This window comes from Nonomuraea lactucae (assembly GCF_003313395.1).
In the GTDB taxonomy this organism is placed as follows: Bacteria; Actinomycetota; Actinomycetes; order Streptosporangiales; family Streptosporangiaceae; genus Nonomuraea; species Nonomuraea lactucae.
Map to the genome: position 1 here is coordinate 1 of NZ_QNFZ01000880.1, position 7,001 is coordinate 7,001.

General features: G+C 72.1%; 8 protein-coding genes. 3 read left to right on the top strand and 5 right to left on the bottom strand.

Annotated elements, in window-relative coordinates:
* The coding region (locus DQW85_RS30370; protein WP_162795500.1) for a S8 family serine peptidase at nucleotides 1–1,467 on the bottom strand (1,467 nt) is incomplete at its 3' end.
* Between the two features lie 246 nt (nucleotides 1,468–1,713).
* Here DQW85_RS30370 and DQW85_RS30375 point away from each other — a divergent pair.
* Genes DQW85_RS30375 through DQW85_RS30385 form a run of 3 tightly spaced genes read left to right on the top strand, consistent with a single transcriptional unit; the run spans nucleotide 1,714 to nucleotide 3,861 of the window.
* Nucleotides 1,714–2,091, top strand: coding sequence for a RidA family protein (locus tag DQW85_RS30375; protein ID WP_205315527.1), 378 nt, complete (start codon nucleotides 1,714–1,716; stop codon nucleotides 2,089–2,091).
* On the top strand, nucleotides 2,081–2,896 hold the full coding sequence (locus DQW85_RS30380; RefSeq protein ID WP_113703247.1) for a helix-turn-helix transcriptional regulator: 816 nt from the start codon (nucleotides 2,081–2,083) through the stop codon (nucleotides 2,894–2,896). Before DQW85_RS30375 ends, DQW85_RS30380 begins: the two co-directional genes overlap by 11 nt.
* Nucleotides 2,893–3,861, top strand: coding sequence for a pyridoxal-phosphate dependent enzyme (locus tag DQW85_RS30385; protein ID WP_113703248.1), 969 nt, complete (start codon nucleotides 2,893–2,895; stop codon nucleotides 3,859–3,861). Before DQW85_RS30380 ends, DQW85_RS30385 begins: the two co-directional genes overlap by 4 nt.
* A gap of 77 nt (nucleotides 3,862–3,938) precedes the next feature.
* Here DQW85_RS30385 and DQW85_RS30390 read toward each other — a convergent pair whose 3' ends face one another.
* From DQW85_RS30390 to DQW85_RS30405, 4 genes are all read right to left on the bottom strand, one after another.
* Entirely contained in the window at nucleotides 3,939–4,427 is a 489-nt protein-coding gene (locus tag DQW85_RS30390) for a cupin domain-containing protein (protein ID WP_113703249.1), read from the bottom strand.
* An 89-nt stretch (nucleotides 4,428–4,516) separates the two neighbouring features.
* Nucleotides 4,517–5,149 carry an SGNH/GDSL hydrolase family protein gene (locus DQW85_RS30395; RefSeq protein WP_205315528.1) on the bottom strand — a complete coding sequence of 211 codons (633 nt, stop codon included), beginning with the start codon at nucleotides 5,147–5,149 and terminating at the stop codon, nucleotides 4,517–4,519.
* A gap of 652 nt (nucleotides 5,150–5,801) precedes the next feature.
* Nucleotides 5,802–6,182 (bottom strand): ACT domain-containing protein, encoded by a 381-nt coding sequence (locus tag DQW85_RS30400; protein ID WP_113703251.1) that lies wholly within the window; start codon nucleotides 6,180–6,182, stop codon nucleotides 5,802–5,804.
* A gap of 162 nt (nucleotides 6,183–6,344) precedes the next feature.
* Nucleotides 6,345–6,830, bottom strand: a complete 486-nt coding sequence (locus tag DQW85_RS30405) for a metallophosphoesterase family protein (protein WP_113703250.1) — start codon at nucleotides 6,828–6,830, stop codon at nucleotides 6,345–6,347.
* Nucleotides 6,831–7,001 lie beyond the last annotated feature (171 nt).

Genomic DNA, 7,001 nt, shown 5'->3' on the forward strand with positions numbered 1-7,001 from the left:
CCCGGCCACCGGCGCGCCGCCGGCGGTGACGGTGCCCGCGAGGTCGCCGACCCCGCCCACGGGGGCGGCCTGGACGGCGGCGTACGCGTCGAGGCGGCCCTCGCCCCAGACGTTGTTGTCGGCGGCGGTGCCGCCGCAGCTGGTGTCGGAGACGTCGATCGCGGTCCTGTCGAGCAGCGGCCGGGTGGCGGCGACGTCGCCCTGGAGGGACGGCGCGGCCGACCAGATGAGCGCGACGGTGGCCGCCACGTGCGGCGAGGCCATCGACGTGCCGGTATAGGAGTCGTACCTGCCGCCGGGCACCGACGAGCGCACGTTGACGGCGGGGGCGGCGATGTTCGGCTTGATCTCGCCGTTCTCACCGTCGCCCTTGCTGGAACGGGCGTAGAGCGCGTTGTTGATGTCGAAGCCGCCCGCGCTGTAGCTGGTCACGTACTGACCAGGCGACCCGCTCGAACGGCAGGCGGGCCCCTCGTTGCCGTTGGCGAAGGCCGGGAAGATGCCGGCGGCGACCCACGCCTCGACGGTCTCCTTGTACCAGGGGTCGAAGCCGGCGCCGCCCCAGGAGTTGTTGACGACGTCGGGCGCGAGGTCGGGGCGCGGGTTGGCGCCGCTCAGGTCGGTGGGGGCGAGGATCCACTGGCCGGCGGCGAGCAGCGAGGCGTCGGTGCAGGTGTTGAGCTCACAGCCCTTGGCGGCGATCCACTTGACGCCGGGTGCGACTCCGATGCCGTTCGCGCCGGCCATGGTGCCCATCACGTGGGTGCCGTGGCCGTTGTTGTCGCACGGCGCGGAGGTCGGGCAGACGCGGGCCGGGTCGAACCAGTTGTGGTTGTGATCGACTGAGCCGTCCGGTTTCCTGCCGCGGTAGGCGGTCGCCAGTTCGGGATGGTCGAACTGGACGCCGGTGTCGATGTTGGCCACGACGACGCCCTCGCCGCGGTTGCCCAGCTCGTTCCAGACGCGCGGGGCGTTGACGCGGTCGATGTTCCACTCGACGGCGTTGACCTTCGCCTCGGCCTTGCCCGGACCGGGCTCGGGCAGCTTCACGGTGCGGATCGGTTCGATGCGGTCGACCTCGGGCAGCTTGGCGATCTCGGCGGCCAGCTTGGGACCGGCCGTCACCTTGACGGCGTTGACGATCCAGAACGGGGTGTAGTCGGCGTTCTGGGACTCGAGCAGCTTGCGCAGGTCCGCCTGGGAGGCCGCCGCCTTCGCGGTCTTGGCCTCGTAGACGAGCTCGGCCTTGTCGTCCTTGGTGGTGGCCCGGCGGGCCCGGCCTAAGTCGGCCGCGCCCTTGAGGCGTACCCAGAAGGTGGACTTCCCGTCCTCGGCCAGCTCGGCCTGGACGGCGCTGTTGATCTTGTCTGGTTCGGGCGCCGCCTGGGCGACGCCCTGCGGGAGGACCAGGGTGAGGGCGGCGATGATCCCGATCAGGATGCCACGCCGGCGGGGGCTTTTCGGCACACGCTCTCCTTCACGTCCGGCGGGGGTCGCCCGCCGGGGTAGAGCTGATCTTTACGCCTACGGATGAAGGGTGAATTGATCATGTGCCCTTTGCAAGAGTCCTGGCATAACAAGACCCGATATGTCATGAAATGTGATCTGGTCAGCCGCCTGCCCCCCGGGCCGGATCGGCTTGGATGTTCCGTCTAGATAATGTACATTTCGTCTAGACCTTGGGGCGGCCATCTCACACGCGCAGGAGGACCGGTGTCACAACACCATGTCGACGAGCACCCGTATTCCGTGGCCTTCCGCAGCGGAGACCTGGTCGCGGTATCCGGACGGCTGGGCGTCAGCGAGCCCGGCGTCCTGGTGCCCGGCGGGTTCGAGGCGGAGTGCGCGCAGGCGTTCGCCAATCTGGAAGAGGCTCTGCGGTCGGTCGGCGCGGCGCCCGGTGACGTGATCAAGATCGTGGCCTATCTGACCGACATCGACACCCGCCCCGCGCTCAACGCGGCCTGCGAGCGCTTCTTCGCCGAGCCGCGTCCCGCCCGCAGCTGTGTCGGCGTCGCCTCGCTGCCGTACGGCGGGCTCATCGAGATCGAAGCCCTGGCGCGCGTGCCGGAGCCCTCCCATGCGACGTGACGCCACGGCGGTCAGCGGCGCAGCGAGCAGCGGCGCGGCGAGCAGCGGTGTGGCGAGCAGCGGTGTGGCGAGCAGCGGTGTGGCGAGCGACGCCACGGTCCGTGACGCCACAGAGACCGCGGACGCCGCGGTCCGTGAGCAGGACGCCGTCCTCGCCGCGCTCGCTCCCGTCGTCGACGGGATCGTCGCGACGCTGGGCTCGTTCTGCGAGGTGGTGGTGCACGACTTCCGGCGGCCGGAGGCGTCCGTGGTCGCCATCGCCGGCTCGGTGACGGGCCGCGGTGTCGGCGGGTCGATGAGCGAGATCGGCATGGGCATCCTCGCCCGCGGCGACGAGGCGGGCGACCAGCTCAACTACGTCACGCGCACCCAGGACGGCAAGCTGGTCAAATCGTCCACGATGGTGCTGCGCGACAGCGCGGGCACCGTGTTCGGCGCCCTGTGCGTGAACCTCGACATCACCGCCGTCACCCAGGCCCACCAGCTGATCGGGCAGCTGGCCGGGCTGGCCGGCCCGGCGACGGTGCCCACCACCACCTTCAGCGACGACATCGACTCCGTCGTGCACGCGATCGTCGACGCCCATCAGCTCGGCCTGCGCAGGCCCTGGGCCGAGCTCAACCGTCAGGAGCGGCTGGAGCTGTTCCGGAACCTCGACGAGCGCGGCGTCTTCGCCATGCGCCGCTCCGTCACCCAGGTGGCGACCCGCCTGGGCATCTCCCGCGCCTCCGCCTACACGTACCTCTCCCAGGCGCGTGCCCTGGACGGCAACGCCCCCGACACCTCAGAGGAGACACGATCATGACCCGCGCGCTCCCGGTCACCCTGCACGACGTCCACGACGCCGCCGCCCGGCTCAAGGGCGTCGCCCATCGCACGCCCGTGCTGCGCTCGCGCACGCTCGACGCCCTCGTCGGTGCGCGGACCCTCCTCAAGTGCGAGAACTTCCAGCGCATCGGCGCGTTCAAGTTCCGCGGCGCCTACAACGCGCTGTCGCGGCTGTCGCCCGAGCAGCTCGCCCGGGGAGTCGCCGCGTACTCCTCCGGCAACCACGCCCAGGCCGTCGCCCTCGCGGCACGAGAACTCGGCACCACGGCGGTGATCCTCATGCCCGAGGACACCCCCCGCTCCAAGGTGGAGGCGACCGCCGGATACGGCGCGGAGATCGTCACCTACGACCGCTACACCGGCGACCGGGTCGCGATCGGCGAAGCGCTCGCCGCCGACCGCGGCCTCGCCCTGATCCCGCCGTACGAACACCCGCACGTGATCGCCGGGCAGGGCACCGCCGCGCTGGAGCTGATCGAGGAGGCCGGCGAGCTGGACGCGCTGCTGGTGCCGGTGGGCGGCGGCGGCCTCATCGCCGGGAGCGCCACGGCGGCCAAGGGGCTGCTCCCCGGCATCCGGGTGATCGGCGTGGAGCCCGAGGAGGGCGACGACACCAGACGGTCGCTGCAGGCGGGCGAGCGGGTGTCCATCCCGGTGCCGCGCACGATCGCCGACGGCCAGGCCGCCGACATTCCGGGTGAGCTGACGTTCTCCGTCAACAGACGGCTGGTCGACGACATCGTCCTGGTCACCGACGACGAGATCCGCGCGGCGATGCGGCTGGCGTTCGAACGCCTGAAGATCGTCATCGAGCCGAGCGGCGCCACGCCGCTGGCCGCCCTGCTCGCCGGCAGGCTCGACCCCCTTCCGCCGTGCGTCGGCGTCATCATCTCGGGCGGCAACATCGACGTGCGGCGCTTCGCCGAGCTGTGCGCGGCCTGACCCGCGCCGCGTCCGGGGTCACGGCTGCGGTCCCCGCCGGCGGTCACGGCGATCGCGCGGGTCACAGCCAGTGCGGGTCACAGCCAGAAGGTGTCGTGCCGCAGGTAGAAGGCGGCCAGCTCCTCGTCGCTCGCGCCGCCGGAGGCGGCGAACTCGGCCAGGCCCTCGAAGTAGCCCTCGCGGGGAGCGCCCGGCGCGAAGTGCAGCAGCATGGACGCGGGCTCGCCCGACTCGTTGCGGAACGCGTGGATGCCACCCTCCGGGACGTGGACGAAATCGCCCTGCTCGGTGTCGATCCAGCGTGCGCCGTCGTAGATCCGCACCGTTCCGGCGAGGATGAAGAACGACTCGGAGATCGACCGGTGGAAGTGCTGCCCGGGGCCGCTCGGCTCCGGTCCCATCTCCCAGCGGTAGAGGCCGAACTGGCCGTTGGTCGAGGCTCCCGTCGCCAGATAGTGGACCGTGTTGCCGGACCGGTAGGTCAGGTCGGGTTCGTGGCCCGCCGGGCGGTAGGTCGCGTTGATCTCACCCTTGTCGCCGAAGTAGGTGGGGTCGGGATATGTCATGATCTACCCTCTCGCGATCCGTCGTTCGTGCTCCTGGCCGTCTCCTGGCCGTCTCCTGGCCGTTCTACTCGGCCTCTCAAGGCAGTCTCCTACAGGGCGTTCAGGTCGATCGCGTCCGCGATGGCGCGCATTCCGGCGTCGTTTGGGTGCAGCCGGTCGCCGCCGTCGTACGCGGGGTTCAGCCGATCCGCGTCGGCGGGATCCGCGAGCGCCCGATCGACGTCCACGACGGCGTCGTACTCGCCGCCGGTGCGGATCCAGTCGTTGACCTGGTCGCGGATCGCCTCGCCGTTCTTGGTGTGGTAGCCGGGGAGGGCTGTCCCCTTGGTCGGGCTCATGGTCGCCCCGATCACCTTGAGGCCACGGGCGCGGGCGGCGGCGATGAGGGTCCGGTGCCCGTCGATCAGTTCCCGGGCGGTCGTCTTCTCGCCGAACCCGCCCTCGCTGGCTCCGGTGTCGTTGATGCCGATGAGCACGATCACCGTACGGACGCCCGGCTGCTCAAGCACGTCGCGCCGGAAACGGGCCGTGGCCCGCTCGCCGAACCCGGGCGTGTCGTGGAGCAGCCGGTTGCCGCCGATGCCCGCGTTCAGCACGCCCATCGGCCGCCCGGCGGCGGCCAGCCGCTCGGCGAGCTCGTCGGGATACCGGTTGTCGGCGTCGGGAGCCGACGACGATCCGTCGGTGATCGAGTCGCCGAGGGCCACCACCGCGCCGCGCACGGCCCGCGCGCGCCGTCGCGGTCCTGCCGATCGACGCGCCGGTCAGGCGGAGCGGGGTCGTGCCGTGGACGTTCGACACGCGGATGCGTACCGCCGATCCCGCTCGGCTCACTCTGATCACCTGCCGGACGGACTGGTTCGCGAAGCCCGCCGACCAGTTCTTCTCGCCGAAGTAGTCGGGGAACGAGGCGATCATGGCGGTCGACCAGGCGCCGGTCCAGCGCCCCGATCCCCCGTCGGCGTGCGCGGCGCACGCGGGCACGACCTGAAGCATCAGGGCGGCCCGGAGGGCGACCACGACGCGGAGAGCCCGTGCGGGCCTCCACCGGCGGTCACCCCGTTCGCGGCCGGGCCGGGAATACCCGGACCGGCCGGAACTCTTCGCTGGAGGGTGGTTGGAGATCATCGTGCACACGGGTCCCTCGATTCGTCGGAGCCGCCGGATCCAGGGTGGATCGGGCGTCGGGACGAAGCTAGGAGCCGGTCCGGTCCGGCCGCATCAGTCGGATGACGGGTGCCTCGACAGCGGATGGTCACGGCCCCTGGACGGGCGCGGAGAGGCCGGGTGGGGCGCCGGTCTCTCCGCGCCCCGCGTCGGGCCACCGCGGACGCCTACGTCGGTTGACTGATCCGCCCGCGTGCGGGACCCGGCTCAGGCGGCGGCGTAGACGTCGTGTCCCGCCGCGGCGAGCACCTCGCGGGCGCGTTCCAGCAGGTCCGCCTTGAGGAGCAGGTAGTCGGTGTCGTACGTGGACACGCAGAAGACGGGTATCCCGGCCTCGGCCAGCGGCGCGGTGAGCGCGGCCAGGATGCCGACGAGGCCGAAGTCGAGAGTTCCGGCGACGCGCATCGCGCTCCAGCCGCCCTCCACGGCCGCCCCGGCGGGCTCCGCGCCGGTGGCGCACACCACGGAGATCTCCGAGGCGGTGATGGACAGGGAGTAGAGCTCCGCCGAGGCCGGCGGTCCGGGCACCGGGGAGCCCGCGGGCAGGCGGCAGACGGAGAACGATCCGGGAATCGACGTGAGGTGCATGTCCACATCATCCTCAAGGATCGGGGCGGGTCACGCACCACCGGGTGAGGGCGTCCAGGGCCTTGGTTGGAGAGGTAGGCGGTGTCCATCCCGCCCGACGGCATCTTCGCCGGCCCGGGAGGACCCCGCCCCCGAGGCGTACGCCTGGTGGCTCGGGCGGGGTCACGGGGTGACCGGGACGATCCTCGCCTCCCTCAGCCGGCCGTGTTCGATGGACAGCAGCCCCAGGGTGCCCTGGGGCTGGCGGCGGCGGTCGGTGGGGGAGCCCGGGTTGAAGATGCGCAGCCCGCCGCCGGTCTCGTCCAGCGGGATGTGGGAGTGGCCGAAGACCACCAGGTCCGCCTCCGGGAACCGGCGCCGCATGCGGGCCAGGCGGCCGCCGGCCGGCCCGCTGTCGTGGATCATGCCGATCCGCAGGCCGTCGAGGGTCAGCTCCAGCGTCTCGGGCGCCGTCACGTCCGGGCCGTCGTTGTTGCCCTTGACGGCGTGGACCGGCGCGTACGCGGACAGCTCGTCCAGGACGGAGGCGACGCACACGTCCCCGGCGTGCAGGATCGCGTCGGCGCCGCGCAGGTGCTCGGCCACGCGCGGCGGGCACGAACGCCAGCGGCGGGGCGCGTGCGTGTCGGACAGGACCACGACCCTCATCCCTCCCCCATGCCCACCGGCGGACGCCCTTCACTCGGCTCACCCGCCGTCACCCGCCGGGGGGAGGCCGAGCGTAGGCCGGGGGCGGGCGTAGGGCGGGGCCGGGCGTAGGCCGGAGGCGGGCGCCGCGCAGGCCGGCCGATCAGGCGAGAGGGTTCGGCAGGCGTGCCC

Coding starts and splice junctions, on each gene's coding strand:
- DQW85_RS30380 (WP_113703247.1), top strand. CDS start 2,081: ATGCGACGTGACGCCACGGCGGTCAGCGGCGCAGCGAGCAGCGGCGCG.
- DQW85_RS30385 (WP_113703248.1), top strand. CDS start 2,893: ATGACCCGCGCGCTCCCGGTCACCCTGCACGACGTCCACGACGCCGCC.
- DQW85_RS30390 (WP_113703249.1), bottom strand. CDS start 4,427: ATGACATATCCCGACCCCACCTACTTCGGCGACAAGGGTGAGATCAAC.
- DQW85_RS30400 (WP_113703251.1), bottom strand. CDS start 6,182: ATGCACCTCACGTCGATTCCCGGATCGTTCTCCGTCTGCCGCCTGCCC.
- DQW85_RS30405 (WP_113703250.1), bottom strand. CDS start 6,830: ATGAGGGTCGTGGTCCTGTCCGACACGCACGCGCCCCGCCGCTGGCGT.